The following is a 26,645-nucleotide window of genomic DNA, read 5'->3' as shown; positions in this document are numbered from 1 at the left end:
GTTACCCGGGCACTGACACCGGGCCAGCACCCTGGGGCGGGATGGTCGCGGCTACCTAAGGTGGCGATGATCCTCTCGCAGCCAGGAGCATGTGATGACCCAGGACAACCGCCCCCAGTCGTGGCGGCCGACCGCCGCCGAGCGGGACACGTGGACCCGCGACGTGTTCCGCGCCGCGGCCGGTCTGATCGCCGGCCCCGGCGGGTTCATTCTCTATCTCGCCGGCGAGTACCTGTACGACCGGCGGCACCTGCTCTTCGAGACCGGCGGGGCGCCCCTGCGGGCGATGAACCCGGAGGGCGAGTCGATCGCCCTGCGCGGCGGCTTCACCAGCGTAAACGCCGTCCCCCTGCTCGGCGGCGGCAGCCAGGGCACGCGGGTGCTGTCGGTCACGCCCAGCCTGACCGCCTCCACCCGGGCCATGGGCCTGCGCGACGGCGACCCGGTGTCGGTGGCGCTGTCCAGCCGGACCGTCAGCTCCACCCGCAGCGGCCTGATCGTGCCGGCCCGGATCGGGACCACCACGCGGATCACCGTGCCCGCCGACGACTACTCGGTGGCCGCGCTCGGCGCCCGCACGTCGGCGCTGTTCACCAGCAAGGACCCGGTGATCGGCACCGGCACGGGAACGGTCTCGGGCCTGGCGGAGCCGCCGTTCCAGCGGATGCGGCCGACCCCGGGCGGCCTCTGGCTCGCCCCGGAGACCGCGCGGCAGGTGAACGTGCCGCTGATCGGCCGCACTCCGTTCCCGTCGCCGCGGCAGCCGAACCCGCTGACGGCGCCGCGGTGCCCGTGGTGCGGTCAGACGGTGACCGGTTCGGTGCTCAACGCGATGCTCACCTGCCCGAAGAAGCCCGGAGTCGCCGCGGTGCTCGCCGCGTTCCAGCCTCGGACCGTCGCCAGACCGGCCAGGCAGTACTGCGCGGACTGCCACCGGTATGTCACTTACCGCGAGGACCACAGCCTCTGGTGCAGGTTCATGACCTTCCTCGACGAGTTCTGAGGTTCAGCCGGAGAACTGGTCGTAGCCGAGGCGCAGCACCAGCGCGGACACCACGCACAGCAGCACGGCCCGGACGAACCCGGCGCCCCTGCGCAACGCCATCCGGGCCCCGAGCTGCGCGCCCGCGACGTTGCAGGCGGCCATGGCGAGCCCGAGCGCCCACACCACCTGCCCCCGCGTCCCGAACACCAGCAGCGCCCCCAGGTTCGTGCCGGTATTGATGATCTTCGCGCTGGCGGAGGCGTGCACGAAGTCCAGGCCCAGGATCGAGGTGAACGCGATCAGCAGGAAGGTGCCCGTGCCCGGCCCGAGAATACCGTCGTAGAAGGCGATGAACACCCCGCTCGCCGCGATCGCCGCCGCCACCCGCGCGCGGGTGCGCAGCCGCGGATCCGGCGCGAGACCGAACGCGGGCCGTAAGGTCACGAACGCGGCCACCGCCAGCAGGACCACCATGACCAGCGGTTTGAGCACCTCCGCCGCCAGCAGCGCCGCCGACGCGGCCCCCGCCCCGGCGAAACCCACCGCCGTAATACCGGCCGGTACGACCACCGCCCGGTCGAGCTTGGTCTTCATGGCGAAGGTGACGGCGGCGGAAGCCGTACCGAAAATGGAGGCCGTCTTGTTGGTGGCCATCGCCTCGACGGGCGAGAGCCCGGCCAGCAGCAGGGCGGGCAGCTGCAGCAGCCCGCCGCCGCCGACCACCGCGTCCACCCATCCGGCCGCCAGCGCCGCCGCGAGCAGCAGCACGATCTGTTCCGCCCGCATCAGCGCCCGACCCCCGTGGTTGACCAAAGAACCCCAGGAAGATTAGCGAAACCCCCCGCATCACCTCAGACCGGGTTAAATATCCTGACCCGGGTCCTCGTTCTCGCCAGGCGCCGGGGACGGGCTCTGGCCCTGCTCGGTCTCCCCCGGGGTCGGCGACGGCTGCATCGGCTCGGGCGAGGTCGGCACCGGCGGCGGCGTCGGCACGAACACGGTCGGCGGCAGCGGCCTGGCCGGCATCGGATCGTCGTCGGCGCGGATCAGCATCAGCCACAGGATGACCCCGATGAACAGCACCAGCGTCGCCAGCAGCGTGGAGGCCAGCGCCACCGAGCGCACCGTCTCGGTGCGCGGCGGCGCGGGCGGCGGCGGGGCCGGCAGCGCCGGGTTGCGATCCCCCAGCCAGTACGGCACGAAGTCCGGCCCGTGCCGATCCCCGATCAGCATGCCCGACACCATGACGGGCTCCAGGAACCTCTCGGCCCCCACCCCGCCCGGCGCGTACGGCACCGCCACCCAGGGCGCCTCTCCCCCGTCCCAGGCCACCACCGGCGGCGTGCTCACGTTCCACCGCCTGCTCACCCGCGAGAACAGGCCGCGCACCCCCGACCTGGCCGCCTCGCCATCCTTGATCCCGGTCACGAACCGGTTCCTGGCGGCCGGATCCAGGGCGGCGCCCCGGGTCAGCACGGCCACCGAGACCGCCCGCCCGTCCGCGCCCTGCCCGAGGTAGACCAGGCCCGCGGGGGCCGCCTGCAGGCGCGCCTGAAGCACGAAGGGCCCCAGCCGGGGCGGGTCGCCGTACTGCAGTGGAGTGGCCATCCCCTTCATGAAAACACACCGGGTGTTTTCGCCCATCCGAGCGGGCAGTGATCAGGGCATGGATTCTGTCGGGGAGTCACGATTGAATAACACCCATGACCGTTGCTGAAGGAGAGCCGGGCACCGAGGTGTCCCGGGCGCAAGACGGGGGCGAGGCCGGCCTCGGCGCGCTCCGGGACGCCCTGAACGAGGTCCGGCGGGTGATCGTCGGCCAGGACCACATGGTCGAGCGCCTGCTGGTGGCGCTGCTGGCCCGCGGGCACTGCCTGCTCGAAGGGGTGCCGGGCGTGGCCAAGACGCTGGCCGCCTCCACCCTGGCCACCGTGGTCGGCGGCACGTTCGCCCGGATCCAGTTCACCCCCGACCTGGTCCCCAGCGACATCGTCGGCACCCGCGTCTACCATCCGAGCACTGAACGTTTCGACATCGAACTCGGCCCGGTGTTCGTCAACTTCCTGCTCGCCGACGAGATCAACCGGGCCCCGGCCAAGGTGCAGTCGGCGCTGCTGGAGGTCATGGCCGAACGTCAGGTCACCCTGGCCGGGGTCACCCACCAGCTGCCCCGGCCCTTCGTGGTGCTGGCCACCCAGAACCCGATCGAGTCCGAGGGCGTCTACCCGCTGCCGGAGGTGCAGCGCGACCGCTTCCTGTTCAAGGTGCGGGTCGCCCACCCCAGCGCGCACGAGGAGCTGGAGATCCTGCACCGGATGAGCGTCACCCCGCCGGTGGCCGGCAAGGTGCTCGACCCGGCCCAGCTGCTGGCCCTGCAGAAGGCCGCCGAAGAGGTGTCGGTGCACCAACTGGTCGCCGACTACGTGGTCCGGCTGGTCATGTCCACCCGCAGCCCGGGCGAATACGGGCTGCGCGAGCTGGAGGAGACCATCGAGATCGGCGTCAGCCCGCGCGCCACGCTCGGCCTGGTCGCGGCCGGGCGCGCGCTGGCGCTGCTGCGCGGCCGCGACTACCTGCTCCCCGACGACGTGCGCGACGTGGCGGTGGACGTGATGTCGCACCGGCTGATGCTCACCTTCGACGCGCTCGCCGACGGCATCGAACCCGAGGACGTGGTCCGCCAGATCCTGATGTCGGTGCCGCCGCCGCTGGTCGTCTGGAACCAGGGCCAGCGGTGACCAGCCGCGCCCCGCACGCCGCGCTCCGGCGGCTGGAGCTGACCGTGGTCCGCCGCCTGGACGGGCTGCTCCAGGGCGGCCACCAGGGCCTGCTGCCCGGCCCCGGCAGCGAGCTGGGCGACACCCGCGTCTACGTGCCCGGCGAGGACGACGTGCGGCGGATGGACTGGGCGGTCACCGCCCGCACCACGATCCCGCACGTCCGCGACCTGATCGCCGACCGGGAGCTGGAGACGTGGGCGCTGGCCGACCTGTCGGCCAGCATGGACTTCGGCACCGCCGACACCGACAAACGTTCCCTGGTCGTCTCCGCCATCGGCGCCGTCGGCTTCCTGGCCAGCCGCGTCGGCGACCGCTTCGGGGCGTATGTGATCCACGGCGACCAGATCCACCGCTACCCGGCCAGGCCCGGCAGGCCCGCCCTGTTCGGCCTGCTCAAATCGCTCGCCGAGGCCCCGCACGACCCCGGCTCCACCGACCTGGGCGGCGCCATCGAGCTGATGGCCGCCGCGCACCGCAGGCGCGGCATGCGGGTCATCGTGTCCGACTTCCTGGACGCCCCGGACAGCTGGGAACGGCCGATCCGCCGCCTGGCCGCCCGCCAGCAGGTGCTCGCCATCGAGGTCATCGACCCGCGCGAGCTGGAACTCCCCGACGTCGGGCAGGTCACCCTGGTCGACCCGGAGACCGGCCACTCCCGCGACATCCACCTGTCCCGCAAGCTGCGCGACCGCTACGCCGAGGCCGCCGCCGCCCAGCGGGAGGCCAACCGGGTGGCCCTGCGCCGCAGCGGCGTCGCCCACCTGGTGTTGCGCACCGACCGGGACTGGGTCTTCGACATCGCCCAGTTCGTCCTGCGGCAGCGGCGCACCGCCCACCTGATGGCCCGGAGAACACGCGCATGATCTTCCTGTCCCCCGCCTGGCTCTGGCTGTTCGCCGCGCTCGCCGCCCTGATCGCGCTGTATGTGGTGATCCAGCTCACCCGCCGCAAATACGCGGTGCGCTTCACCAACCTGGCCCTGCTGGCGCTGGTCGCGCCGGAGAAGCCCGGCTGGCGGCGGCACGTGGCCGCCGCGCTGTTCCTGGTCATGATGAGCCTGCTCGTGCTCGGCGCGGCCCGCCCGGCCGACGCGGTCCGGGTGCCCAGGGACCGGGCCACCATCATGGTCGCGATCGACATCTCGCTGTCGATGGAGGCCGCCGACGTGCCGCCCACCCGGATGATCGCCGCCCGGCAGGCCGCCGAGGCGTTCGTCCAGGAGCTGCCCGAACGTTTCAACGTCGGCGTGGTCTCCTTCGCCCGCTCGGCCGCCGTCGCCATCCCGCCCACCACCGACCACGCCGCCGTCGTGAACACGATCAGGAACCTGACCACCCGCCCCGGCACCGCCATCGGCGAGGCCGTCTTCAACTCCCTGGACGCGATCCGCTCCTTCGACCAGCAGGCGGTCACCGACCCGCCCCCGGCCGCGATCGTGCTCCTGTCCGACGGCGACAACACCTCCGGCCGCTCGGTCAACGAGGCCATCGAGGCCGCCCTCGCCGCGAAGGTGCCGGTCTCCACGATCGCGTACGGCACGCCCGAGGGAACCGTGGCCATCGACGGCCGCGACGTCCAGGTGCCGGTGAACAAGCAGACCCTGCAGTCCCTGGCGGACGGCACCAGCGGCCGCGCCTACAGCGCCGAGTCGGGCAGCGAACTCCGCGACGTCTACGAGCAGATCGGCACCTCACTCGGCTACAAGATCGTCCACGAGGAGATCACCCAGCGGTTCATCATCGGTGCGATCCTGGCGGGACTCCTGGTCGCGGGTTCGGCGCTGATCCTGGGCACGCGTATCCCGTAAAGGGCGAAATCAGGTCCCAGCGGATACTCGGCGGCGAGTGGCCCCGCGTAGCCCTCCGGCAAGCGGGCACGGTGGGTGACCCCTCGGGCACAGCTCACTACGCACCCGCGTGGCCTGGGCAGGGGTAGGGGATTGGTAACGTTGCTGCGCGTGAGCAACACCGGCGCGCACTACTTCGACGAGCGTCCGCGGGCCGAATCCCGGCCGGGGACGGTCAGCCTGGTGCTGCCCGACCTGCATCTCCAGCTGGAGACCGATCGCGGCGTGTTCTCCCCCGACAAGGTGGACCTGGGCACCAGGATCCTGCTGGAGTCGGTCCCCGCCCCGCCCGCCGAGGGCGACCTGCTCGACCTGGGCTGCGGCTACGGCCCGATCGCGCTGACCATGGCCTCCCGCTCCCCCGCCGCGACCGTCTGGGCCGTCGACGTCAACCGCCGCTCGGTCGAGCTCACCGCCCGCAACGCCGCGCGCGCCGCCCTTGACAAAGTAAGGTCAGCGCACGTGGACGAGGTCCCCCCGGACCTCCGGTTCCGCGCCATCTGGTCCAACCCCGCCATCCGCATCGGCAAGCCCGCCCTGCACGAGATGCTGACCCGCTGGCTCGACCGCCTCACCCCCGACGGCGTCGCCTACCTGGTCGTCCAGAAACACCTCGGCTCCGACTCCCTGCAACGCTGGCTGGCCGACCAGGGCTGGCCCACCACCCGCCACACCTCACGCGCCGCTTACCGAATCCTGAAGGTGACCCCCCGATGAGCACGCCGAATCCGCGCCGCCAGCTCCGGCCGACCGACGTGAAGCGGCTCAACCGCACCTGGCGCCGCACCACCGAGGCCCGCCTGGCCCTCATCCTGGAGTCGGTCACCGGCCCCTTCAACATCGGCTCCATCTTCCGCACCGCCGCCGCCTTCGGCGTCGACACCGTCTGGCTGGCCGGCAACGCCACCCCGCCTACCAACCCCAAGGCCCAGAAGACCGCCCTCGGCACCGACCGCCTCGTCACCTGGCACGAGGCCGTCCCCGCCCCCGAAGCCGTCAAGGCCGCCAAAGCCGACGGCTACCGCGTCATCGCCGTCGAACTCACCGGCGACGCCACCCCCCTCCACGAAACCCCCCTCACCGGCGACATCTGCCTCGTCGTCGGCAGCGAGGACCACGGCTGCTCCCCCGCCCTCCTCGAATCCTGCGACGCCGTCGCCTACATCCCCCAGGTCGGCCGCGTCGGCTCCTTCAACGTCTCCATCGCCGCCGCCATCGCCATCGCCGAATCCCGCCGCCAGGAATGGACCCGTTAAGCCCAGCCTTAACGAGTACTGTTATGGTCGGCCTCAACAGCTATGATGGCGGCATGGAGCTGGCCAAACCTGACACTGTCCTCGACAGGGAGCACCCCTGGGAGCTCCTGCGCGACTTCGTCAGCGACCCTGCCCCCCAGCTCCGCCTGGCGATCGTCTCGGGGCGGCGACGCCATGGGAAATCGTTCCTGCTCCAAGCCCTGACCGGGGCCTGCGGAGGGCTCTATCTGACCGCCGTACAGGAAGAGGGCCGGGTTCCGGCGCTGCGGCGCTTCACGGAAGCGATCGCCGCGCACGCGGGCCTGCCCGCCGGCGCGCTGCGGCTGACGGACTGGCGGGAGGTGCTGACCACCGCACTTGAGGTGGCCGGCCGGGCCGAAGGCGCTCCTCTGGTCGTCATCGACGAGCTGCCGTACCTGATGCAGCACTCTCCGGAGGTCCCCGGCTTTCTGCAGTTGCTCTACGACCAGTCGCAGGCGGGGCAGGGCCCAGGTGGCCGGATCATTCTGTGCGGCTCGGCGATGAGCGTCATGAGCGAACTCCTCACCGGGACCAAGCCCCTGCGCGGGCGGGCGGTGATCGACCTGCGGCTGGGCGCCTTCGACTACCGGACCTCGCGGCGGCACTGGGGGATCGAGGACCTGGCGACGGCCCTGCGCGTGGACGCGGTGCTGGGCGGAGCACCGGGTTACCGGCCGCTCGCGCCCGTGCCCGCTCCTCAGGACGCGCGCCAGTTCGGCCCCTGGGTGTGCCGGACGGTCCTGGACCCCGGGCTTGCCCTGTACTCGCGCGTGGAGGCCGAGTTCCTGCTCCGCGAGGATCCCAGGATCACCCACCGGACGCTCTACTACGACCTCCTGAGCGCGGTCAGCCAGGGAGCGAGCACCCCGTCGAAGATCGGCGCGATCCTGGAGCGTCCACGGGCATCGGTGGTCCCACCGCTGGATGTCCTGGAGTCCACGGGCTACCTCAGGAAATCGCAGGACCTCCTCAAGGCCCGCAATCCCGTCATCACCGTCGTGGATCCCATCATCAGGTTCAACCAGCTCATCACACTGCCGTTCGCCGACGAGATCGAGCGCGGCCGCGCCACCCAGGTCTGGGCGGGCTCGCAGCCCACCTTCAACTCCAAGATCCTCGGCCCGCACTTCGAGGACCTGGCCCGAGAGTGGACGAGATCCTTCGCGGCCGCCGAGTCCTCCCTGCGGCCGGGCACGGTCGGCATCGCCGAAGTGAGCGACCCGGCCGCCCGCACCAAGCACGAGGTCGACGTCCTCGCCCTCGCTCCCGGCCAGCGGCCACAGGCCCCGCGCGCCGCGGTCGCCCTGATCGGAGAGGCGAAGGCGACCGTCCAGCCACGCGGCCCGCGCGACCTGGAACGTCTGGAACACATCCGCGGCCTCCTCACCGGGCAGGGACACGACGCCCGGAAGGCCACGCTCGCGCTCTACTCGCTGCACGGATTCCAGCCGGATCTCCTGCGCGCCGCGAGCACCCGCGAGGACGTCCTGCTGGTCGGGATCGACACGCTGTACGGCGAAGCCAGCTGAAGCCTGGGCTTCACCCGATGGACGTGTGGCGATCACCTTTAAGGCCGTTCGGCGATCTAACGTCCGGGGTGCCCTGTTGACCAGAAACCCGTCCCATAGACAGCCGCATAGCCCGCCGACCAGGCGATTCACCGTTGCGGCTGTCCAGATCACGACTTTCTAGTCAATAAGCCAGGAGCACGAGGAGCGCGCGTGTTACGACGTACGAGCTTCATGACGGTCGCCGCCGGTGTGGTGGCCCTTCTTGTCACGATGAGCCTTCCGGGTGGGGTGGCCAGTGCCGCTACCGCCACGTTCGCGCCGGTCGCGGACACCTATGTGGACAACAGCACGACGGGCACCAACTTCGGGACGTCCGGGCAGCTTGGTGTGGACAATTCACCGGTGAAACGGATGTTCCTCCGGTTCACGGTGTCGGGGGTGAGCGGCGCGATCAGTTCGGTCAAGCTGCGGGTGCACACCGACGACGTGAGCGGGTCCGAGAGTGGCAGCGGTGGCGTCTTCCGGGGGATGAGCAGCACCACCTGGTCGGAGACGGCGACCACGTGGAACAACCAGCCGTCCATCGACGGGGCCACGCTCGGGACGCTCGGGTCGGTCGCCAGGAACCAGTGGTACGAGGTCGACGTGACCTCGTACGTGACCGGGAACGGCACCTACAGCTTCGGCGTGACCTCCACCAGCACCAACGGCGCGGACTACGACTCGCGGGAGAGCGGGTCGGGGACGGCGCCGCAACTGGTGGTCACCACCGGGACCGGCCCGTCACCGAGCCCCAGCCCCAGCACGAGCCCGCCGCCGGGCGGCGACCCGGTGCTGGTGGGCGCGGGCGACATCGCCAACTCGGGCTCCGGCGACACCGCGACCGCGGCGCTGCTGGACTCGATCCCCGGCACCGTCTTCACCCTCGGCGACAACGTGTACGACAACGGCACGGCGTCGGAGTTCAACACCTACTACAACCCGACGTGGGGGCGGCACAAGGCGCGCACCCGCCCGGTCCCGGGGAACCACGACTACAACACCTCCGGCGCGACCGGATATTACGGATATTTCGGGGCGTCGGCCGGTGATCCCACCAAGGGTTACTACTCCTACGACCTCGGCGCGAACTGGCACGTCATCGTGCTCAACTCCAACTGCTCGGCTGTCCCCTGCGGCACGACCTCCGCGCAGACGACCTGGCTGCGCGCCGACCTGGCCGCCAGCACCCGCCCGTGCACGGTCGCGATGTGGCACCACCCGCGCTACACCTCGGGCGCCAACCACTCGCCCAACAGCTCGGTCGCGCCGTTCGTCCAGGCCCTGTACGACGCCGACGCCGACCTCATCCTGACCGGCCACAACCACCAGTACGAGCGGTTCGCCCCCATCAACCCCTCAAACCAGCTCGACAACACGCGTGGCATCCGCCACTTCGTGGTCGGCTCGGGCGGCGCCAGCCACTACGGCTTCGGCACCATCCTGGCCAACAGCGAGGCCCGCAACAGCGACACCTACGGCGTGCTCAAGCTGACCCTGCACGCCAACGCGTACACCTGGCAGTTCGTCCCGCAATCCGGGCGCACGTACGCCGACAGCGGCACCACGAACTGCCACTGACGACGTGTACCTGTCCACTCTCGATCGAAGCCGGGCCGCGGGCGGCTCTGCCCGAGCCGTCGGCGGCACCGTCTTCGCCCTCGGCGCCGTCAGCCTGGTCACCGACATCTCCTCGGAGATGGTGACGGCCGTCCTGCCGCTGTACCTGGTGATCGGCCTGCAGTTCAGCCCCGCCGCGTACGGCCTGATCGACGGCCTCTACACCGGCGCGACCGTGCTGCTGCGCCTGGCGGGCGGCCACGTCGCCGACCGGATCAACCGCCACAAGGCGGTCGCGGGGACCGGATACGGCCTGTCGGCGCTGGCCAAGCTGGGCCTGCTCGCCGCCGGAGCCTCGGGCCCGCTGATCGGGCTGGCGATCACCGTGGACCGCGCCGGGAAGGGCCTGCGCACCGCCCCCAGGGACGCGCTGATCACCCTCACCACGCCGCCGGACCGCCTGGGCCTGGCCTTCGGCGTGCACCGGATGATGGACGCGACCGGCGCGTTCCTCGGCCCGCTGGCGGCCCTCGGCGTGCTGACCCTGGCGGGCGGCGTGTTCGGGCCGGTCTTCCTGGCGAGCTTCTGCGTGGCCCTGCTCGGCGTCCTCATCCTGGCCCTGTTCGTCCGGGACGTCCCCAGCCCGCCGAAGGCCGCCGAAAAGATGCCGTGGCGTGCCGCTTTCGGCCCGGCCCGGCGCCGGCTGCTGCCCGCCGCCTGCCTGCTGGGCCTGGTCACCGTCGGGGACGGCTTCGTCTTCCTGCTGCTGCAGCGCCGCACCGAGCTGGCCATCGGCTGGTTCCCGCTGCTCGCGGTCGCCACCAGCCTGGCCTACCTGCTGCTGGCCGTCCCGCTCGGCCGCCTGGCCGACCGCTTCGGCCGCCTCCGCGTGATGATCGGCGGCCACGCCGCCCTCATCGCCGTCTACCTCCTCCTGTACGGCCCGCTGACCGGCCTCCCCCTCCTGATCGTGATCCCCCTCCTGTACGGGACCTTCTACGCGGCCACCGACGGGATCCTGATGGCCATGGCCGGCCCGGTCTTCCCGCCGGAACTTCGCGCCACCGGGCTGGCCCTGATCCAGAGCGGCCAGGCCCTGTCCTACCTGCTGTCCTCGGTCCTGTTCGGACTCGCCTGGCAGGCCTGGGGCCCCGGCCCGGCCTGCCTGGCCGCCGCCGGGATCGCCGCCGCCGTGCTCCCCCTGGCCGTGCTCCTGCTCACGAGGAAACCATGACCTCCCTCCGGGCCCGTCTGGTCGTCATCAGCCTGGCGACCGTCATCCTCGCCGGAATCGCCCTCACCTACGCCGCCCTCGCCCCCGCCGCCGACGCCCCCGCCTCCACCGCCCTGGCGAGTGCTGGCCCGCGCCTCCAGGTCCTGACCAACGGCCTGCTCTCCACGGTCTCCCGCGCCGACCCCGGCGGCCCGCGCGAGGTCACCGCCGTCCGCTGCGACCGCGCCTACACCGGCGCGGCGACCGTCGCCTGCCTCACCCCCGTCGGCGCGCTCACCGCCACCAGCCTGGTGGTCATGGACACCTCCCTGCGCCCGGTCAAGGAGATCCCGCTCACGGGTTTCCCCAACCGGCTGCGCGTCTCCGCCAGCGGCCGCATGATCGCCTGGACGCTCTTCATCGACGGCCACTCCTACGCCACCACCGGCTTCTCCACCCAGACCGGCATCCTGGACACCAGGACCGGCCGGCTGGTGCGATCCCTGGAGGAGTTCACGATCACGCGGGACGGCAGGCCGTACCGGAATGTGGACGCGAACTTCTGGGGGGTCACCTTCGCCGGGGACGACAACCGGTTCTACGCGACGCTGTCCACCGGCGGCCGCCGCTACCTGGTCGAAGGCGACATGGCGGCGGGAACCGTCCGGACGCTGCGCGACAACGTCGAATGCCCGTCGCTGTCCCCGGACGGCACCAGGATCGCCTACAAGTCCGCGATCGGCGCCGACCCGGCCCGCGGCTGGCGGCTGACCGTGCTGAACCTGGGCAGCGGCAGGACGGTCCCGCTCGCCGAGACCCGCAGCGTCGACGACCAGCCCGCCTGGCTCGACGACCAGACCGTCGCCTACGGCCTGCAGACCGGCGACGGCACCAACAACACCTGGACCGTCCCGGCCGACGGCGGCGGCTCTCCGACCCTGCTGATCCCAGGGGCGAACTCGCCCGCCGTCATCGGTCGCGACGGGACGTGAAGGTCATTGGTCCAGACGTGACCCAAACGTTCATCTTCGCGCGCTGACGGCGGGCCCTGACAAACGGCATACTCCACTCGTGCGACGGCGTTTCGCGTTTCTGGAGCATCCCGGGCCACTGGCGTTCGCCCATCGGGGTGGGGCGGCGGAGGGCCGGGAGAACACCATGGCCGCGTTCGAGCACGCCGTCGAGCTGGGCTACTCCTACCTGGAGACCGACGCGCACGCGACCGCCGACGGCGTCCTGGTGGCCTTCCACGACCACACGCTGGACCGGGTGACCGACCGGACCGGACGGGTGTCTGAGCTGCCCTACCGGGAGGTGGCCAAGGCCAGGATCGGCGGCACGCACGAGATCCCGCTGCTGGCCGACGTGCTGGGCGCCTGGCCGGACGTGCGGGTCAACATCGACGTGAAACAGGCCTCGGCCGTCGAGCCGCTGGCCGAGCTGATCAAGCGGACCGGCGCGTACGACCGGGTCTGCCTGACCTCCTTCTCCGACCAGCGGCTGGCGCGGGCCCGGCGGGCGGCCGGCGGGCGGGTCTGCTCCGCGCTCGGGCCGCGCGGCGTGGCCGCGCTGCGCACCGCCGCCATCGGCTCCGGGTACGGACGGCTGCTGGCCGGCCTGGCCCAGGCGGGCGTGCCGTGCGCGCAGGTGCCCATCGGGGTGCGCGGGCTGCGCATCGTGACCCCCGCGTTCGTCAGGACCGCGCACGCGATCGGCATGCAGGTGCACGTATGGACCATCGACGCACCCCAGATCATGGAACGCCTGCTCGACCTCGGGGTCGACGGGATCATGACCGACAACATCTCCGGCCTGCGCGGCGTGCTGGACGCGCGCGGGCAGTGGTATCCGAGGCGCCCTCGGTAATCCGAAGTAATCCCGAAGTAGGAGAACATGACTGCCCCCCAGGCCCCCCAGGTCATCGACGAGAGCCCGGACGCCCGCAGGCGCGAGCAGCGCGGCTGGTACTGGTACGACTGGGCGAACTCCGCCTTCCCGACGACGGTGCTGACCGTCTTCCTGGGGCCGTACCTGACCGACATCGCGGAGCGGGCCGCCGAGGCCGGCGGGAGCGACTTCGTCGACGTGCTCGGCTTCGACGTGCGCCCCGCCGCCTACTACGGCTTCGTGGTGGGCGCGGCGGCCATCTGCCAGATCGTCTTCATGCCCATGGCCGGCGCGATCGCCGACCACACCGGGCGGAAGCGGGGCATGCTCGGCCTGTTCGCCTACCTGGGCGCGGCGGCGACGCTGGCCATGTGGTTCGTCGCCGACACGCGCTACCTGCTGGGCGGAGCGCTGTTCATCGTGGCGAACATCGGGTTCGCGTGCGCCATGGTGATCTACAACAGCTTCCTCCCGCAGATCGCCACCGCGGCCGAGCGCGACCGGGTCTCCTCCCAGGGCTGGGGGTTCGGCTACCTCGGCGGCGGCCTGCTGCTGCTCATCAACCTCGCCCTTTACCTGCAGCGGGAACAGCTCGGCATCGAGACCGGCGTCGCCGTCCGGATCAGCCTGGTCTCGGCGGGCCTCTGGTGGGGCGCCTTCACGATCATCCCGCTGCTGCGGCTGCGGAACCGGCCGGTCGGCGCGCATGACGCCACGCTGGGCCAGGCGGTCGGCGGCAGCTTCCGCCAGCTCGGCCGCACCCTGCGCGATCTGCGCCGCTACCCCCTCACGCTGCTCTTCCTCGGGGCCTACCTGCTCTACAACGACGGCGTGCAGTCGGTCATCTCATTCTCCGGGCAGTTCGCCGCCGAGGCGCTCAAGCTCGACGAGGAGGTCCGGATCGCGGCCATCCTCATCGTCCAGTTCGTCGCGTTCGGCGGCGCCCTGCTGCTGGGCCGCCTCGCCATCCGCTACGGCACGAAGCGGATCGTGCTCTACAGCCTCATCGGCTGGATGGGCGTCCTGGGTCTGGCCTACATCGTCCAGGAGGGGTCGGCGCTGCAGTTCCTCGGCCTCGGGGTGCTCATCGCCATCGTGCTCGGCGGCACCCAGGCGCTGTCGCGCTCGCTGTTCTCCCACGTGATCCCGAAGGGCAGGGAAGCGGAGTACTACAGCCTGTACGAGATCAGCGACAAGGGCTCCACGTTCCTCGGCGCCTGGACCTTCGGCCTGGTGCTCCAGCTGACCGACAGCGACTACCGGGTCGCGATCATCTCCCTGCTGATCTTCTTCGCGCTCGGCTTCGGCCTGCTGCTGGCCGTCGACCTGCCCCGGGCCATCCGCGAAGCGGGCAACGAGGTCCCTGAGAAGATCTAGGAATCCACGGCGCTGAAGCCAGCTCAAGTGATTCCTGAGGAGCCCGCGCCAAAAAGCGCGATTGGATCACCTCTTGGGTGGGAATCCACACACGGTATCAAGCGTTGTACGCGGTGGAGACCAACCCCTCTAAGGCAGTATCGCTAGGGGGACCTCAGGAGGCTTAGAACATGGGCGAGCGTGCACTTCGCGGTACCCGGCTCGGGGCGACCAGCTACGAGAACGACCGCAACACCGACCTGGCTCCGCGCCAGGAGGTGTCCTACACCTGCCCGAAGGGCCATCACACCACCGTGCCGCTTGCCGCCGAAGCCGAGATTCCGGCGAGCTGGGAGTGCCGCAGCTGCGGCTCCCCCGCCCTCCGGGTGGACGCGGAGCAGCCCCAGCAGAAGAAGGCCAAGCCGCCGAGGACGCATTGGGACATGCTGCTGGAGCGGCGCTCGATCGAGGACCTCGAAGAGGTGCTGAACGAGCGGCTGGCGATTCTCCGGGCGCAGCGGCGCAAGAGCGCGTAGGCCGAAACCCCGACGGACACCCCAACCTCAACGAACCCTCACGAGCGGAGGGAGCCGGAAGCCCCCGGGAGATCCTCCCGGGGGCTTCCGTGTGTGTCGGGTCAGGATGTGTGGTGCGGGACCGGCACGATCGTCTCCGCGCGGATGATGTGGATCACCGCGTTGATCAGGGCCAGGTGGGTGAACGCCTGCGGGAAGTTGCCCAGCTGGCGACCGCTGACCGGGTCGATCTCCTCGGCGTACAGCCCGAGCGCGCTGGCGAACGACAGCAGCTTCTCGCACAGCCGCCGGGCCCGGCCCAGCTCGCCGATCTCGGCCAGCGCGGACACCAGCCAGAACGAGCAGATCGTGAACGTGCCCTCTTCGCCGGACAGGCCGTCGTCGGTCTCCTTGGTGCGGTAGCGCAGCACCAGGTCCTCGACGGTCAGGTCGTCGGCGATGGCCAGCACGGTGGCCCGCACCCGCGGGTCGTCCGGCGGCAGGAACCGGACCAGCGGGATGAGCAGCAGCGAGGCGTCCAGCGCGGTGGTCGAGTAGTGCTGGGTGAAGACGCCGTTCTCGCCGACGCCGTTCTCACACACGTCGGCGTGGATCTCGTCCGCGATGGACTGCCAGCGTTCGGCCACCTCCGGCTCCTGGCGCAGCCGGGCCAGCCTGGCGCCCCGGTCCAGGGCGACCCAGCACATGACCTTGGAGGAGGTGAAGTGCCGGGGTTCGCCGCGCACCTCCCAGATGCCGCGGTCCGGCTCCCGCCAGTGCGCGATGGCCATCTCGACCTGGCGCTTCAGGATCGGCCAGACGCGCTCGTCCAGGCGGTCCCTGGATTTGATGTGGATGTAGAACGAGTCCAGCACCGCGCCCCACACGTCGTTCTGGCGGTGGTTGAAGGCGCCGTTGCCGACCCGGACCGGGCGGGCGCCCTCGTAGCCGTGGAGGTGGTCCAGGGTGATCTCGGCCAGGTCGCGCTCGCCGTCCACGCCGTACATGATCTGGAGTTCTTCGTCGCGTTCTGCCATGTCGGCGATGAACCAGAAGAAGTCATCGGCTTCCCAGTCGAAGCCGAGGGTGTAGAGCCCCCACAGCGCGAACGTGGAATCCCGTATCCAGGTGTAGCGGTAGTCCCAGTTGCGCTCGCCGCCCGGGGTCTCCGGCAGCGAGGTGGTGGCGGCCGCGACCAGCGCGCCCGTCGGGGCGAAGGTGAGGCCCTTGAGGGTGAGGGCGCTGCGCTCCAGGTAGCCCCGCCACGGGTGGTCGGGGATGTCGCCCCTGGCCAGCCAGTGCTGCCAGTGGTGGGCGGTCCACACCAGCCGCTGGTAGGCCTCCGCGAAGGTGTAGGGCGGCTCGTGCTCGGTCCAGGTGAGCGCGCAGAACCGGGTGTCGCCCTCCTTGAGCAGCGTCCTGGCCATCGCCCGGCCGCCCTCGAAGCCGAGCCGCATGTCCGTGGTCAGCCGCAGCCGCAGGTCGACCCCGTCGGCGGTGGCCAGGCCCTGGTGGTAGCCGCGGTCGGTGTGCTCCCAGCGGACCGGGTTGCGGCCGTAGTCCAGCACCGGCTCGCAGTCCAGCGTCACCTGGACCTCGCCGCTGACGCAGCGGACCGTGCGCAGCAGCACGTGGTCGGCGTCGTAGTCGGTGGGCGCCCGCCGGTGGGTGTGCGACATCTCACCTTCGTGATGCCACGGGCCGATCAGCAGGAGGTCCCTGACGATGATCCAGCCGGTGGCCGTGCCCCAGCTGGTCTCCAGCACCATGGTGCCGGGCAGATATCGCCGCGCGGCCGGCACCATGGTGTCGGCCGGGCCGATCCGGAAGCGTCCGGCGCTGCGGTCCAGGATGGCGCCGAACACGCTCGGCGAGTCCAGCCGGGGCAGGCACAGCCACTCGATGTTCCCGCTGCTCGCGACCAGCGCGGTGACCTCGCAGTCGGACAGGAAACCGTAGTCGGCGATCGGCGGAAAGGGCGAAGATCCGTGAAGCGTGTCCATCTACCGTCCTATCCCCTTGTACATCCCCCAAACGATACGCTCGCGGGGTTGCCGGGACGGTTCTTCGGGTTTTCGCGTAGATCACCTTTCGGCAAAGTCGTCGCCGTCCAGCACCTGTCCGGGGACGACGTTCCCCGGGCGCTCCGGCCCCGGCTGGTTCAGGAGCGGCCCGTACGGCGAGCGCGCGGCCATCGCCCGGACGCGGCGGCCCAGGAACCAGGTCAGGCCGCGCCGGGCCAGCGGCCGGGTGAACGGCAGGATCAGGAAGAACCCGGCGATGTCGGTGATGAATCCCGGGGTCAGCAGCAGCGCCCCACCGGCGACGATCACGCCGCCGTCGGCCAGTTCCCGTTCCGGCATGCGCCCCGACTGGAGCGCGTTCTGCAGCGCCGCCCAGGCCCGCCTGCCCTCCCGGCGGACCAGCCAGGCCCCCAGCACGCTGTCGGCGAGCAGCAGCCCCACCGTCTGCCAGCCGCCGATCACCGATCCGATCTGGATCAGTAACCAGATCTCCAGCACGGGCACCACGAGAAACGCCAGGAAAAGTCCGATTCGCACCATCACACGACCTCACTCATACCTAAGCAACGTCGCTTGAACCCTACGCGTTCCAGCCGATCAGCGCTTTCTGCCGCGTCATCCCATGATGACCGTGAGGTCGAACGTGCCTTGGTGAGGGATGCGGAGGGCGTGGAAGCGGCGGGCGCCGTCGCGGAAGTAGCGCACGGTGCCGGCCGCCAGGGTCGTCTGCAGGGGGGTGCCCCAGCGGAAGCGGATCGTGGTGCGGCCCCGGCGGAGGTCGAGGCCGTCGGCCGTGGCGGTGGTCGAGCCGCCGAAGGCGGCCTGTGTGCCGTCGGTGAAGGTGAGGACGTCCGTGGGGTGGAGGACGAGAGGGATCTGCTCGGTGGCGGCGGCGTTCGCCGTGACCGTGCGCCGGACCGTCCGGCGGGTGACCAGGACGTCCGTGGTGACGTTCGCGTTGCCGTAGCGGATGCCGAAGGCAGCGGGGGCCGGGCCGCCGGTCCACTCCCTGCCGCCGGGGGCGCCGTGGAAGTAGGTGGCGGGCAGGGGGCCGTTGGAGTCGGGCGCCTGGCCGGGGAAGACGGTGGACCAGCAGGCGAAGTTGTTGTCGTTGAGCCCGCAGATGATCGTGCCGGCTTCGGGATGCCACAGGAAGGTCAGGCCGGTGCGGCTGCGGGAGGCGCGGCTGCCGAAGTAGCCGCCCAGGTACAGGCCGGGCTTGCGGACGTACAGGAAGTCCTGGCCGCGGTCCCTGCGCAGTTCGACGAAGTCGTAGGAGCGCAGGTAGGGCAGGTCCGCGATGGCGGCGTCCCGCTGCCGTCTGCTGGGGAACCGCTCGTCGTAGAGACCGTGGGTGAGGATGCGCGGCGAGGTGTCCTGCTTGGCGAGCGGCGTCACCGGCTCGGTGGACGCGGCCCAGGCGGCGCGCGCCTCGGCGAGGTCCTCGCGAGCGGTCAGGAAGGCCGACAGCAGCGGCACTTGACGGGTGAACGTCCAGTTGAGCGCGGTCCTGTCGGGGTCGGGCCGTACCTCGTCGTACCAGCGGGCGCTGGTGCGGGTGGAGGGGGCGACGTTGACCATGTACCCGGCGCCGTCGGGCTCGCGCAGCAGGTTGTAGGACAGGAAGCCGGTGAAGGCGCGGGCCATGTCCACCAGGTTCCGGTCCGGGCGGAGGTGGTAGGCGTCGGCCAGCTCGGGGAGCATGACCTCGAAGTTGTAGTTCATGTCGTGGCCGCCCTCCTCGTGGAAGAAGCCGACGGGGCTCACGCCGGTCGCGGCGATCCGGGCGAACGCCTCGGTCAGGCTCGTGGCCAGCGTGGGGTCGGGGTCCAGCTGGAGCGCGTGCGCGGCCCCGGCCAAGCCGGAGGCGGTCTGGTTGGCGTAGCGGAGGGGTTCCTGCCAGACGGAACGGTTGGCGGGGTTCAGTAACCAGGTCATGGCCGTGCGCAACGCGGCGGTGAGCTGGGCCTGCCGGGCGGGCAGCGCCCCGGCCGCGCGCAGGATCCGCAGGGTCTTGGCCAGGTAGCCGGTGCCGAACCCGGTGGGGGCCAGGCCGTGCTCGTTGCGGTTGTACTCGGGGAAGGAACCGTCGGAGTGCTGGAGCGACAGGTAGTGGCCGAGCGCCGCGTCGAGCGCGGCCAGCAGGCTCGCGTCCCCGGCGTACGGGTTCCACCGGCGAGCGTTGGCGTAGAACCAGGCCAGCGTGAAGACATGCTCCTGCACGCGGGCGTTGAACGACGCCGCCGGCGTACGCCACCAGCCACCGGCGAAGAAGCCGCTGTCGTCCATGTCGTTGACCATGGGCGAGAGGGTGGCCAGGTACGGCGCGAAGCGCTGCTCGTGGGGGGCGAACAAGGCGCGGTTCAGGGTGGGCAGCGGCGCCAGGTCGGGGACTCCGGCGGATGCGGCGCCGGGGACGAACATGGGGGCGGCCACCGGGAGCAGGGCGGTGGCGCGGAGCAAGGTGCGGCGGGAGAGCATGGTCAGCCTTTCAGACCGGTGTGCGCGAGCCAGCGTCCGACAGGCAGTCACAGTGCGTATCACCCGTCGTGTCGATAATGCGCATTAGTTCGGTAATTGTGTGACCGGACACAACGGGACGTCAAGAGATAATCGCTGGATAATACGTATTAGCAGCGGTATGGCTTCCTCTGGGCATGACGACGTACAGTGACGCCGGGGGGCGACCTGCGGACTCGTTGAAAGCGGCGGGCAACCAGGGCGCAAGGGGCTGGCGCTAGTTTCAGGGCATGTTCTCTCGAATCGCCTTAGGTGGCGTCGCCGTGGTGGCGGGCGCCGTGATGATGTTCCCCGCGCCGGCCGTCGCGCAGAGCGCCAAGCCCGCGCCGGCCACGGTGGCGAAGAAGCTGTTCAACGCCTGGCTCAAGAAGGACAAGGTGGCGGCGGCCAAGGTCGCGACGCCCGGGGCGGTGAGCGGTATTTTCGCGTACGTGTTCCGGGCGCCGGACAAGTTCGCCGGGTGCAAGGGCAACTACTGCCGGTTCGTGCACACCAGCGTGAACGTGCCGGGTGACCTCAACGGTCTCGGCATGGTCGTGACCGGGAACAAGGTGACGCGGGTCTACCGGTCGCGGTTCGCGTCCCCGGGGACCGTGACCAAGCACTTCCACAAGGCGTTCGTGCTGGGCGACCGGCGGCAGGCGCTGGAGGTGGCGACCCAGGCCGCCGTCGACACCCGCTTCAAGGTCAAGTACGACCCGAACGGCGTCACGCACTTCTACCAGGGCTGCAGCAAGGAGCCGAAGGGATACGCGTGCGCGTACTCCTACGAGGGCGGCGCGGTGGTCATGCACGTGCGCGGGTCCAAGGCCAGGGGCTACGAGGTGGCCAGTGTGAGCTGGATCGCCGACTAACGCCAATTAAGCCCAATTGGGTCCAAATGGGCCGATTGGGGCCAGTGGGGCAAGTGAGGCGACGGACGGCTACTGATGGAATCAGGCCGTGACCACTTCCGGGTCCGGGAGTGGTCACGGCGGCGGTACCGTTTGCGGGGTGGAGGAGATCGATCGCCGCATCGTGACGCTGCTGGCCGCCGATGGGCGGATGAGCTTCACCGACCTCGCCAAGGAGACCGGCCTTTCGGTGTCCGCGGTGCACCAGCGGGTGCGCCGCCTGGAGAAACGGGGCGTGCTGCGGGGATACGCCGCGCTGATCGACTATGACGAGATCGGCCTGCCGCTGACGGCGTTCGTCTCGATCAAGCCGATCGACCCGGCGGCGGCCGACGACGCGCCGGATCGGTTACGGCACCTGACCGAGATCGAGTCGTGCCACAGCGTCGCGGGCGACGAAAGCTACATCCTCAAAGTGCGGGTGGCGTCGCCGACGGCGCTGGAGGATCTGCTCAACCAGATCCGGGCGTCGGCCAACGTGTCCACCCGCACGACAGTGGTGCTGAGCACCCCCTACGACTACCGCCCCCCGGCCATCGCCCCCTGAGCCGGCTGGCGGAAATGGGCGCGGACCTTGTCGTACGCGGAGGGCTGGGCCTTGAGGTGGTCGAGGCCGTGGAGGATCGCGCCGACGATCGGGGGGACCTCGGTCACCAGGAGCGTGGCGTGCGGGGCCCTCGCCGCGTACTGCTCCTCGATCAGGGCGGTGAGCAGCGGGTCGCGGGCGGTGAGGACGCCGCCGCCCAGGACGACTTCGCAGGGGGCCGCGAGCAGGCCGACGCGGCGCATGGCGACCGTGCCGAGCAGGGCGACCTCCTCGGCCAGGCGGGCGACGATCGCGCGGGCGACGGGGTCGCCGGAGGCCATGACGAGCAAGGGCGCGACCAGCTCGTGCAGGCGTTCCATGGACATGTCGCCCAGGTGGAAGGCGATCACGGCCGCTTCCACGGTCGGCGTGCCGAAGGTTTCCCGGACCGCGTCGGTGAGCGTGGTGGCGGGGCCGCGGCCGTCCTCGGCGCGGGCCGCGTGCCAGAGGACCTCCTCGGCCAGGCCGGACCCACCGCCCCAGTCGCCGCTGAGGCGGCCCAGGGCCGGGAAGCGGGCGACCCGGCCGTCGGGGGCGACGGCGACGGCGTTGATGCCCGCGCCGCAGACCACGGCCGCGCCCCACGGGGCGGACGAACCCGAGCGGAGCAGGGCGAAGGTGTCGTTACCGACCAAGACGCTGGAGCTGTAGCCGCGGGCGAGGAGCTCGGCCTGGAGCCGGTCCTCCTCGATGGGTAAGTCGGCGCCCGCGACGTAGGCGGCGATGTGGTCGGCGTAGGGCGGCCGGGCGCCGGGCATCATGCGGGCGGCGGTCTCGCCGATCACGTCGATGGCGGCGGCCACCCCGGCGCTCTGCGGGGCGAAGCCCGCGCCTCTCCCGGCCGCCAGGACGGCGCCGTCCTCGGCGACCAGGCAGACGTCGGTCTTGCTGTTGCCGCCGTCGACCGCGAGCACGGTCCTCACCGAGCCGCCCACGGCAGGTAGGCCCGGTTGGCCGCGATCAGCCGGTCGGCCAGCTCGGCGGCGAGCGTGGCCTGCCCGATCAGCGGGTGCGCCAGCAGCGCGTCCGTGACCCGGTCCGCGCCGCCGTGCCGCGCCGCCTCCAGGGCCAGCGTCTCGTACGCCGACACGTTGCCGATCAGCCCGCGGAACAAGGGCTCCACGGCGGGCACGGGCAGCGGCTTCGCGCCGGAGGCGTCCACGACGGCCGGAACCTCGATTACGGCGTCGTCGTCCAGGAACGGCAGCGTGCCGTCGTTGCGGGCGTTCACCACCTGGACATCGCCCCGATCGCCCACCAGGGAGGCGATCAGCGCGACCGCCGCCTCGGAGTAGTACGCACCGCCCCGCCGGTTCAGCAGCTCCGGCTTGGTGTCGGCGGCCGGATCGGCGTAGATCTCCAGCAGCGCGTCCTCCATGGCCTTGACCTCGGCCGCCCTGGACGGCTTGGACTTCTGCTCGGCCACCACGGCGTCGTGCTCGTAGAAGAAACGCAGGTAATAGGAGGGCACCACGCCGAGATGGCGCACCACCCAGGCGGGCAGCCCGATCTCGGTAGCGATCCCGTCGCCGTGCTCCTCGATCAGCCGGGGCAGCACGTCCACGCCGTCAAGCAGGACGCTCCGCTCCCAGGTCAGATGGTTCAGCCCGACATGCCCGAGTGAGATCCGCGACGGATCCACCCCGAGCCGCTGCGCGAACCGGCGCTGGAACCCGATGGCCACGTTGCACAGCCCGATCGCCCGGTGCCCCTCGTCCAGCAGCGCCTTGGTGACGATCCCGACCGGGTTGGTGAAGTCGACGATCCACGCGTCCGGCGCGTGCTCCCGCACCGTGGCGGCGATGTCCAGCACGACGGGAACCGTGCGCAGCGCCTTGGCCAGGCCGCCCGCGCCGGTCGTCTCCTGCCCGACGCAGCCGCACTCCAGCGGCAGTGTCTCGTCCACGTTCCTGGCGGCCTGCCCGCCGATCCGCAGCTGCAGCAGCACCGCCCCGGCCCCGGCCACACCCGCCGCGACATCCGTCCACGTGGTGACCCGGGCGGGATGCCCGGCCCTGGCCAGCATGCGCCGGGACATCCCGGCGATCAGCGCCAGCCTGCCCTCGTCCGGATCGACCAGCGCGACCTCGCTGATCGGCAGCTCGCCGCGCAGCCGCGCGAACCCGTCGATCAGCTCCGGCGTGTACGTCGAGCCGCCCCCGACAACGGCGAGTTTCAACCCTTCACTCCTGTCAAAGTAACGCCCTCGATGAAGACCCGCTGGGCGAGGAAGAACACGATGATGACCGGTGCCATGACCAGCAGGGTGGCCGCCATGGTGAGATTCCACTGCACGCTGTGCAGCGCCTTGAATGATGCCAGTCCGAGGGACAAGGTCCAATTATCCAGATTTGTCGAGGCGTACAGCAGCGGCCCGTAGTAGTCGTTCCAGCAGTAGAAGAACTGGAACAGGGCCACCGCGGCGATCGCCGGGCGGGCCATCGGCAGGATCACCCGCAGCAGCGTGCGCAGGTCCGAGCAGCCGTCCACCCGGGCCGCCTCGATGTACTCCTTGGGGATGGTCAGCAGGAACTGCCGGAGCAGGAAGATCGAGAACGCGTCGCCGAGCAGCATCGGCAGGATCAGCGGCCACAGCGTGCCGGTCAGCCCGGCCCTGGCCCAGATCAGGTAGACCGGCACGGCGATCACCTGCGGCGGCAGCATCATCATCGTGATCACCAGCAGGAAGGCCAGCCGCCGCCCGGGAAAGCGGAACCTGGCCAGCGCGTACGCCACCGGGACGGAGGACAGCAGCATGGCGGCGGTGCCGAGCGTCGCGTACAGCATGGTGTTGCCGACCCAGCGCAGCAGCGGCGAGCGGGCGAACACCTCGGCGAAGTTGTCCCAGTTCCAGCTGCGCGGCCAGAGCTGGCTGGTCAGCGCCTGCTGGTCGGTCATCAGCGCGGTCAGGCCCACGAACAGCAGCGGGGCGAGGAACATCGCCGCCAGCGCCAGGGCCAGCGCGTGGGTGGCGATCCAGTACAGCGCCCGGCGGCGGCGCGCGGCGCTCACCGCAGGCCCGCTTCCTCGTCCAGGCCGCGGAAGCGGCGCAGCAGGACCAGCGTGAACACCATGGACGCGGCCAGCAGCACCAGCGCGAGCACGCAGGCGTAGCCCATGGAGAAGTCCCGGAAGCCCGCGTGGAAGAGCCACTGCGGGAGGGTGAGGGTCGACATCTCCGGGTATCCGGGCACGAAGGTGGTTCCAGGGGAGTCGGTGGTGCCGGAGGCCACCCGGGCGGCGATCATCGCCTGGGTGAAGTACTGCAGGGCGTAGATCACCCCGGTGACGGCGGAGAACATCAGCACCGGCGAGATCATCGGCAGCGTGATACTGCGGAAGCGCCGCCACGCGCCCGCGCCGTCGATCTCGGCCGCCTCGTACAGGTGCCGGGGCACGTCCAGCAGGGCGGCCAGGAAGATCACCATGACGTTGCCGATCCCCCACATGCCCAGCAGCGTCAGGCTCGGCTTGGCCCAGGCCGGGTCGCCGAACCAGTCGGGGCCCGAGATCCCGAGCACGCGCAGCGCCTGGTTGAGCGGCCCGGTCGAGGGGTTGAGCAGGAAGACGAAGGAGACCGTCCCGGCCACCAGCGGCACCAGCGAGGGCAGGTAGAAGACGGTGCGGAAGAACCCCGAGCCCGCCTTCAGCCGGGTCACCAGCTGGGCCAGCCCCAGCGCGAAGACCAGCTGGACCGGGACCATGAAGGCCACCAGCCAGAGCGTGTTCCTGATCGCGATCCCGGCGCGCGGGTCGTGGAACAGGTAGCGGTAGTTGTCCAGGCCGATGAACTCCAGCGTGAACAGGTCGTAGCGGTGGAAGGAGAAGTAGACCGTGGCCAGCAGCGGATAGAGGAAGAACACCGCGAAACCGGCCAGCCACGGCGACAACCAGAGGAGGGCGCGCAGGCCCTCACGGCGCCGCCAGGGCGGCGCCGTGCGGGTGAGGGTCATCTTGCTCAGCCCCCGGACAGCTTCAGCTTGTCGTCGATCTCCTTGTCGACCTTGGCCAGGCCGGCGTCCAGGTCCTTGACCCGGCCCGCTTCCCATTCGGCCACGAAGCTGGTGAACGCCTCCTGGTTGAAGACGCTGTTGACGTTGGAGGGCAGGGTGGTCGTCTTCGGGTGCGCGAAGATCTCCAGGAAGGTGGCGAAGTTGGCGTCCTTGGCCAGCGCGGGTGAGTCCATGGCCGCCTTGGTGGTCGGCACGTTGCGCAGCGCGTTGGAGAGGGTGACCAGGCCGTCGGTGTCGGTGGTCAGGTACTTCACCAGCTCCCAGGCGGCCTGCGGGTTCTTGGCGCCCTTGGGCACGCCGATCACGGTGCCCGCGACGAAACCGGAGCCGTACAGGCCGGGCTTGTCGTCGGCGACCGGGAGCGGGGCGGTGCCGTACTCCATCGATTTGGCGTCCGGGTCGGCGGCGATCATCGCGTTCCGCCACTCGCCGTCCAGGATCATGGCGACCTTGCCCTGGAAGAACGGGTGCTCGGCGCCCCACTCGTCGCCCAGGCCCTTGCGGAAGGTCTCCAGGTTCTTGTACCCGTACCAGTCGATGAGCTCCTTCTGCCAGGTCAGCAGCTGCTTCCAGGCGGGGTCGGAGCCGATCGCGGAGGTGCCGTCCGGGTTGTACCAGGTGCCGCCGACCATCGGGCCGAGGTGGGACAGCGAGTTCTCGTAGTACAGGGTGCTCGGGATGAACCCGGCCACCTTGATCTTGCCGTCCGGGTCCCTGACCGTCAGCTCCTTGGCCAGCCTGGTCAGCTCCGACAGCGTCCTGGGCGGCGCGTTGCCCTTCATCAGGGGCTTGTTGTAGTAGAGGCCGTAGGCGTCGGCCAGCAGCGGCATCGTGCACCGCTTGCCCTCGAACTCGGTGTAGGCGCGGGCCGCGTCCGGCAGCACCGACAGATCGATGCCGTCCTGCTCGATCACCTGGGTCAGGTCCTGGAACACCCCGCTGCGGCACCACTGCGCCACGTTGTCGGTGGTGAAGGAGGCCGCCACGTCCGGCGCGTTGCCGCCGCGCACCGCCTGGGTGATGTGCTCGTCCTGTACGCCCTTGACCATCTTCACGGTGATCTGCGGGAACTTCTTGTTGAACCCGGCGACGGCGTCGGTGAACGCCTTCACCTCCGAGTCGGCCAAGAAGCCGTGCCACAGTTCGATGGTGGCCGCCGGGAGGGACGCCGATCCGGACGGCCGGGGCTGGGAGCCGAGCGCGGGGGCGTCGTTGCCCGCCGTACAGGCGGTGGAGACGGCCAGCGCGGCCACGGCGAGGACGATTCGATGCACGGATTGATGCACGGGGGCCTCCTGGGAGAGAGGTGGAGCTAGGCGATGGTGGAACTGAAAACCTCGTCGCGGACGGTGTGGAGGGCGAGGTCGAGGGCGCCCGCCAGGACGGGGTTGCCCTCGACGCTGGACAGCCGCAGCGGGGGCCGCGGGATGCAGAGCGCGTGCAGCTCGTGCTCGACGAGGTCACGCAGGGCCTCGCCGCCGGCCAGCAGCATGCCGCCGGAGAGCACCACGATCTCGGGGTCCAGCACCGCGGTCACCGCGGCCAGGCCCATGGCCAGCCCGGCGGCCACCTCGCGCAGCGCCGCCCGGGCGGCGGCGGCCAGGTCGCCGTCGCCGTGGGCGGCGCGGACCGCCTTGCGC

Annotated in this window: 25 protein-coding genes and 1 pseudogene; 15 read left to right on the top strand and 11 right to left on the bottom strand. The window is 70.8% G+C overall.

Annotation, left to right across the window (positions count from 1 at the left end; genetic code table 11):
- Positions 1–94 precede the first annotated feature (94 nt).
- Entirely contained in the window at positions 95–1,003 is a 909-nt protein-coding gene (locus Aple_RS42605; protein ID WP_155350468.1) for a hypothetical protein, read from the top strand.
- A 3-nt stretch (positions 1,004–1,006) separates the two neighbouring features.
- On the opposite strand, the gene Aple_RS42600 is transcribed toward Aple_RS42605, so the two are convergent.
- Both Aple_RS42600 and Aple_RS42595 read right to left on the bottom strand, forming a co-directional pair.
- Positions 1,007–1,771 (bottom strand): sulfite exporter TauE/SafE family protein, encoded by a 765-nt coding sequence (locus tag Aple_RS42600; protein ID WP_155350467.1) that lies wholly within the window; start codon positions 1,769–1,771, stop codon positions 1,007–1,009.
- 75 nt (positions 1,772–1,846) lie between these two features.
- On the bottom strand, positions 1,847–2,593 hold the full coding sequence (locus Aple_RS42595) for a hypothetical protein (protein ID WP_246265183.1): 747 nt from the start codon (positions 2,591–2,593) through the stop codon (positions 1,847–1,849).
- 95 nt (positions 2,594–2,688) lie between these two features.
- Here Aple_RS42595 and Aple_RS42590 point away from each other — a divergent pair, with 95 nt between their 5' ends.
- The 12 genes from Aple_RS42590 to Aple_RS42535 all read left to right on the top strand — a co-directional run bounded on the left by Aple_RS42590 (position 2,689) and on the right by Aple_RS42535 (position 14,990).
- Positions 2,689–3,723 (top strand): AAA family ATPase, encoded by a 1,035-nt coding sequence (locus Aple_RS42590; protein ID WP_155350465.1) that lies wholly within the window; start codon positions 2,689–2,691, stop codon positions 3,721–3,723.
- Complete coding sequence (locus tag Aple_RS42585) at positions 3,720–4,628, top strand: DUF58 domain-containing protein (protein WP_246265181.1); 909 nt, start codon at positions 3,720–3,722, stop codon at positions 4,626–4,628. Before Aple_RS42590 ends, Aple_RS42585 begins: the two co-directional genes overlap by 4 nt.
- Positions 4,625–5,572 (top strand): VWA domain-containing protein, encoded by a 948-nt coding sequence (locus tag Aple_RS42580; RefSeq protein WP_155350463.1) that lies wholly within the window; start codon positions 4,625–4,627, stop codon positions 5,570–5,572. The genes Aple_RS42585 and Aple_RS42580 overlap by 4 nt, the downstream gene beginning before the upstream one ends.
- Positions 5,573–5,722: 150 nt before the next feature.
- Entirely contained in the window at positions 5,723–6,328 is a 606-nt protein-coding gene (locus Aple_RS42575) for a class I SAM-dependent methyltransferase (RefSeq protein WP_155350462.1), read from the top strand.
- On the top strand, positions 6,325–6,867 hold the full coding sequence (locus Aple_RS42570; RefSeq protein ID WP_155350461.1) for a TrmH family RNA methyltransferase: 543 nt from the start codon (positions 6,325–6,327) through the stop codon (positions 6,865–6,867). Before Aple_RS42575 ends, Aple_RS42570 begins: the two co-directional genes overlap by 4 nt.
- Positions 6,868–6,920: 53 nt before the next feature.
- A complete protein-coding gene (locus Aple_RS42565; protein ID WP_155350460.1) occupies positions 6,921–8,417 on the top strand; it encodes an AAA family ATPase in 1,497 nt (498 codons plus the stop codon).
- A gap of 192 nt (positions 8,418–8,609) precedes the next feature.
- Entirely contained in the window at positions 8,610–10,019 is a 1,410-nt protein-coding gene (locus Aple_RS42560; protein WP_218038785.1) for a CBM96 family carbohydrate-binding protein, read from the top strand.
- 4 nt (positions 10,020–10,023) lie between these two features.
- Positions 10,024–11,232, top strand: a complete 1,209-nt coding sequence (locus Aple_RS42555) for an MFS transporter (RefSeq protein ID WP_155350459.1) — start codon at positions 10,024–10,026, stop codon at positions 11,230–11,232.
- Positions 11,229–12,203, top strand: coding sequence for a TolB family protein (locus tag Aple_RS42550; protein WP_155350458.1), 975 nt, complete (start codon positions 11,229–11,231; stop codon positions 12,201–12,203). Before Aple_RS42555 ends, Aple_RS42550 begins: the two co-directional genes overlap by 4 nt.
- 79 nt (positions 12,204–12,282) lie before the next feature.
- Positions 12,283–13,077, top strand: a complete 795-nt coding sequence (locus Aple_RS42545; protein WP_155350457.1) for a glycerophosphodiester phosphodiesterase family protein — start codon at positions 12,283–12,285, stop codon at positions 13,075–13,077.
- 27 nt (positions 13,078–13,104) lie between these two features.
- Positions 13,105–14,475 (top strand): MFS transporter, encoded by a 1,371-nt coding sequence (locus Aple_RS42540; protein WP_155350456.1) that lies wholly within the window; start codon positions 13,105–13,107, stop codon positions 14,473–14,475.
- Positions 14,476–14,645: 170 nt separating this feature from the next.
- Complete coding sequence (locus Aple_RS42535) at positions 14,646–14,990, top strand: RNA polymerase-binding protein RbpA (RefSeq protein WP_155336694.1); 345 nt, start codon at positions 14,646–14,648, stop codon at positions 14,988–14,990.
- A 101-nt stretch (positions 14,991–15,091) separates the two neighbouring features.
- Here Aple_RS42535 and Aple_RS42530 read toward each other — a convergent pair whose 3' ends face one another.
- From Aple_RS42530 to Aple_RS42520, 3 genes are all read right to left on the bottom strand, one after another.
- A complete protein-coding gene (locus Aple_RS42530; RefSeq protein WP_155350455.1) occupies positions 15,092–16,972 on the bottom strand; it encodes a glycoside hydrolase family 15 protein in 1,881 nt (626 codons plus the stop codon).
- Positions 16,973–17,053: 81 nt separating this feature from the next.
- Positions 17,054–17,533 (bottom strand): FxsA family protein, encoded by a 480-nt coding sequence (locus Aple_RS42525; RefSeq protein WP_155350454.1) that lies wholly within the window; start codon positions 17,531–17,533, stop codon positions 17,054–17,056.
- A 75-nt stretch (positions 17,534–17,608) separates the two neighbouring features.
- Entirely contained in the window at positions 17,609–19,474 is a 1,866-nt protein-coding gene (locus Aple_RS42520; protein ID WP_218038784.1) for a hypothetical protein, read from the bottom strand.
- 269 nt (positions 19,475–19,743) lie between these two features.
- Between Aple_RS42520 and Aple_RS42515 the strand changes: the two genes are divergently transcribed.
- Positions 19,744–20,367, top strand: a complete 624-nt coding sequence (locus Aple_RS42515) for a hypothetical protein (protein WP_155350453.1) — start codon at positions 19,744–19,746, stop codon at positions 20,365–20,367.
- A 139-nt stretch (positions 20,368–20,506) separates the two neighbouring features.
- A complete protein-coding gene (locus Aple_RS42510; protein WP_155350452.1) occupies positions 20,507–20,953 on the top strand; it encodes an Lrp/AsnC family transcriptional regulator in 447 nt (148 codons plus the stop codon).
- On the opposite strand, the gene Aple_RS42505 is transcribed toward Aple_RS42510, so the two are convergent.
- The 6 genes and pseudogenes from Aple_RS42505 to Aple_RS52505 form a co-directional block, all read right to left on the bottom strand.
- Positions 20,926–21,915: an N-acetylglucosamine kinase gene (locus tag Aple_RS42505; RefSeq protein WP_155350451.1), complete on the bottom strand. Its 990-nt coding sequence runs from the start codon at positions 21,913–21,915 to the stop codon at positions 20,926–20,928. The two genes, Aple_RS42510 and Aple_RS42505, sit on opposite strands and share 28 nt — an antisense overlap.
- Positions 21,912–23,171, bottom strand: coding sequence for a 6-phospho-beta-glucosidase (locus Aple_RS42500; RefSeq protein ID WP_155350450.1), 1,260 nt, complete (start codon positions 23,169–23,171; stop codon positions 21,912–21,914). Before Aple_RS42500 ends, Aple_RS42505 begins: the two co-directional genes overlap by 4 nt.
- Positions 23,168–24,004 (bottom strand): carbohydrate ABC transporter permease, encoded by an 837-nt coding sequence (locus Aple_RS42495; RefSeq protein WP_155350449.1) that lies wholly within the window; start codon positions 24,002–24,004, stop codon positions 23,168–23,170. The genes Aple_RS42500 and Aple_RS42495 overlap by 4 nt, the downstream gene beginning before the upstream one ends.
- A complete protein-coding gene (locus tag Aple_RS42490; RefSeq protein WP_155350448.1) occupies positions 24,001–24,945 on the bottom strand; it encodes a carbohydrate ABC transporter permease in 945 nt (314 codons plus the stop codon). The genes Aple_RS42495 and Aple_RS42490 overlap by 4 nt, the downstream gene beginning before the upstream one ends.
- Before the next feature lie 5 nt (positions 24,946–24,950).
- Complete coding sequence (locus tag Aple_RS42485) at positions 24,951–26,291, bottom strand: ABC transporter substrate-binding protein (RefSeq protein ID WP_246265176.1); 1,341 nt, start codon at positions 26,289–26,291, stop codon at positions 24,951–24,953.
- A 26-nt stretch (positions 26,292–26,317) separates the two neighbouring features.
- A pseudogene (locus Aple_RS52505) lies at positions 26,318–26,645 on the bottom strand (sugar kinase); the annotation flags it as partial.

Source organism: Acrocarpospora pleiomorpha (assembly GCF_009687885.1).
Classification (GTDB): Bacteria; Actinomycetota; Actinomycetes; order Streptosporangiales; family Streptosporangiaceae; genus Acrocarpospora; species Acrocarpospora pleiomorpha.
The sequence above is the reverse complement of the archived record's forward strand: the minus strand, read 5'-3'. Positions and strand labels throughout refer to the sequence as shown.

Bases quoted from the DNA above. Each gene is read 5' to 3' on its own strand.
- Aple_RS42570 (WP_155350461.1), top strand. From the start codon at position 6,325: ATGAGCACGCCGAATCCGCGCCGCCAGCTCCGGCCGACCGACGTGAAG.
- Aple_RS42595 (WP_246265183.1), bottom strand. From the start codon at position 2,593: ATGGCCACTCCACTGCAGTACGGCGACCCGCCCCGGCTGGGGCCCTTC.
- Aple_RS42540 (WP_155350456.1), top strand. From the start codon at position 13,105: ATGACTGCCCCCCAGGCCCCCCAGGTCATCGACGAGAGCCCGGACGCC.
- Aple_RS42565 (WP_155350460.1), top strand. From the start codon at position 6,921: ATGGAGCTGGCCAAACCTGACACTGTCCTCGACAGGGAGCACCCCTGG.
- Aple_RS42530 (WP_155350455.1), bottom strand. From the start codon at position 16,972: ATGGACACGCTTCACGGATCTTCGCCCTTTCCGCCGATCGCCGACTAC.
- Aple_RS42490 (WP_155350448.1), bottom strand. From the start codon at position 24,945: ATGACCCTCACCCGCACGGCGCCGCCCTGGCGGCGCCGTGAGGGCCTG.
- Aple_RS42550 (WP_155350458.1), top strand. From the start codon at position 11,229: ATGACCTCCCTCCGGGCCCGTCTGGTCGTCATCAGCCTGGCGACCGTC.
- Aple_RS42600 (WP_155350467.1), bottom strand. From the start codon at position 1,771: ATGCGGGCGGAACAGATCGTGCTGCTGCTCGCGGCGGCGCTGGCGGCC.
- Aple_RS42535 (WP_155336694.1), top strand. From the start codon at position 14,646: ATGGGCGAGCGTGCACTTCGCGGTACCCGGCTCGGGGCGACCAGCTAC.
- Aple_RS42520 (WP_218038784.1), bottom strand. From the start codon at position 19,474: ATGCTCTCCCGCCGCACCTTGCTCCGCGCCACCGCCCTGCTCCCGGTG.
- Aple_RS42525 (WP_155350454.1), bottom strand. From the start codon at position 17,533: ATGGTGCGAATCGGACTTTTCCTGGCGTTTCTCGTGGTGCCCGTGCTG.
- Aple_RS42605 (WP_155350468.1), top strand. From the start codon at position 95: ATGACCCAGGACAACCGCCCCCAGTCGTGGCGGCCGACCGCCGCCGAG.
- Aple_RS42580 (WP_155350463.1), top strand. From the start codon at position 4,625: ATGATCTTCCTGTCCCCCGCCTGGCTCTGGCTGTTCGCCGCGCTCGCC.
- Aple_RS42515 (WP_155350453.1), top strand. From the start codon at position 19,744: ATGTTCTCTCGAATCGCCTTAGGTGGCGTCGCCGTGGTGGCGGGCGCC.
- Aple_RS42590 (WP_155350465.1), top strand. From the start codon at position 2,689: ATGACCGTTGCTGAAGGAGAGCCGGGCACCGAGGTGTCCCGGGCGCAA.